The 2,252-nt window shown below is 66.0% G+C and carries 2 protein-coding genes; one reads left to right on the plus strand and one right to left on the minus strand.

Annotated elements, in window-relative coordinates:
- Positions 1 to 534: 534 nt before the first annotated feature.
- Complete coding sequence (locus Pph01_RS42395) at positions 535 to 903, plus strand: GNAT family N-acetyltransferase (protein WP_204078931.1); 369 nt, start codon at positions 535 to 537, stop codon at positions 901 to 903.
- A gap of 110 nt (positions 904 to 1,013) precedes the next feature.
- Here the strand turns inward: Pph01_RS42395 and Pph01_RS42400 are convergent, their stop codons facing one another.
- Positions 1,014 to 1,913 carry an NADP-dependent oxidoreductase gene (locus Pph01_RS42400; protein ID WP_239117422.1) on the minus strand — a complete coding sequence of 300 codons (900 nt, stop codon included), beginning with the start codon at positions 1,911 to 1,913 and terminating at the stop codon, positions 1,014 to 1,016.
- Between the last annotated feature and the right edge of the window lie 339 nt (positions 1,914 to 2,252).

Genomic DNA, 2,252 nt, shown 5'->3' on the forward strand with positions numbered 1-2,252 from the left:
TTGCGCACATCGAGAGCCTGTCTAAACGTTGAGCATCACGGAGCCTGCGCCCAGCAAGATCTGCAACAGCGTCGAGTGTGAGTTGGATCCCCGTCGAGACACGAGCTGGGGTACGGAACTTGTCGCTGGACCTCACCACCCGCCACGCGCGAGCCCTCGCGACCTCGCTTCCCCGTGGTCAGACGAGGGCACAGGGAGGGTCGCGGCCGGCGAGCTCACCAGTCGTCTAGCCCGTCTGGGTCATAGGAGTAGTCCGACGACCTGACCATCGATCAGTGCCTCGTAATGGCGGGTGGTCTCGTCCTTGCGCACCTCGACGGCGGCCGGTGATGGCTTCATGCTCTCTTCTCGCCTCGTTCGTCTCCAGTCGGTGGGTCTAGCCAGCACCCGCAAGGGCGCGCACGGACTATCCAGTCCAACTTACGGCACTGCAGCGGTGCTCCACAGGCATCTGCCTGCCATACTTGGACTTTAACGTCTGAAACGGGGACTGCCCGAACGTACGCCGCAGATACACGTTGAAGGAGTGGGCCGATGAGCAGTGACGAACAGGCACCGGCTGCCGAAGACCTGATCGACAACACCAGCCAAGGCCGCTTCGAGCTCTACCGGCACGGCGAACTGATCGGCTGGCTCTACTACACCCATCTGAAGCCCAACCGGTACGCCCTCCAGCACACCGAGGTCGAGCCCAGTCATCAACACCAAGGTGTCGCCGGTGCAATGGTGCGGCGAGTGCTCGACGAGATCCGCGCCCGCGAGGGCACGATCACCGCAATCTGCCCCTTTGTGGTCGACTACCTCTCGCGAACGACCACCTATGCCGATCTGATCGACGCTGCACACCCCGGCTACTCCGATCGTGCGTCCGCCGAGTCGGCGCGCGCGAAGGCCCGCGGCTGAGACCACGCAGCCATCAGGAGATCCCCCGGAAGAGCCCAACCGCGGCCTCACAACATGGTCGCGCGACTGGAGTTCCTCCGCAGCTTCCTGGGAGGTCCACCGCGGCGACCTCACGGACGAACGCGGATGACCGTCTTTCCCCGGATCCGCTCGGTCGGGTTGAACGCGGCGACGGCATCGTCGAGGGCCGCGACCTGGCCGATGTTCGTCCGCAGTCGTCCATCACGCACCCGCTGGACGATCTCCCCCAATTGGGCACGATCGGACACGACAACGAAGTCGATCGCCAGGCCGTCGGCAGGCCACGCCTCGGGCGGCCCGGCGACGGTCACCAGCGTTCCTCCGGCCCGAACCAGACCCGCGGACCGCCTTCCGATGTCGCCGCCGAAGACATCGAAAACCAGATCTACTCCGCCGACGCCTTCCAGGGCGCCGTTCTCGAGGTCGACGAACTCCTGCGCCCCGAAGTCGAACGCCGTCTGACGGTGAGCAGCGCGTCCGGTACCGATGACGTAGGCGCCTGCCTCACGTGCGAGCTGCGTCGCCATCGAACCGACTGCGCCGGCCGCACCGTGCACGAGGACACTCTGCCCGGCCCGGAGGCGGCCGTGCTCGAACAGGCCCTGCCACGCGGTCAGCCCCGTCATCGCGACACCCGCGCCCACCGCGAAGTCAACGTCGCCCGGAAGCAGCGCAAGGTTGCGTGCCTCAACGACGACATACTCCGCGAGCGTGCCATCGCGAGTCCAGTCCGTGAGGCCGAACACCCGCTCCCCCACCGACAGCCCCGCCGCTCCATAGCTGAGGGCGGTGACCACTCCGGCCAACTCGTGTCCGGGGATCGAAGGCGTCCGGTCACGGCCAAGGCGATCGATCCAGGTCGAGGGCCACTCCAGCTCATTCCCGGTAAATCCCGACGCATGAACCTCCACAACGACATCGCCGTAATTCGCACCCTCAAGACTGGCGAGCCTCGGCACATCCGGATCGGGCCGCTCCACCAGCTTCATCCCCGCCGTCCCCGCAGCCCGGTCCGTCACCACAATCGCCCTCATCCGGCACCTCCCTGTATCTAGTCCCTCGCCCGCATGAAGTTCACCAGTGTTCGTGGCACCTGGATCTCGGCTTCTTACCACGCAGGTCGATGCGAGTCTTGGGTACGAGGGCGTCCGTGGTCGAGCGACGCGACGCCGTGTGTTCACTCCAGGTATCGGCCCAGCCCGATGACGTCTTCTGGTGCGAGTCGCTCGATGGCGCTGGTGGAGGCCGTCGGCAGCGTGGTGTTGCGTCCGAAAACGGGCGACCTCAGGCCGACCGAACTGCAGGCGCCTCGGGCAGGTAGCCATTGG

Origin of the sequence: Planotetraspora phitsanulokensis (assembly GCF_016863295.1) — a bacterium.
Taxonomy (GTDB): domain Bacteria; phylum Actinomycetota; class Actinomycetes; order Streptosporangiales; family Streptosporangiaceae; genus Planotetraspora; species Planotetraspora phitsanulokensis.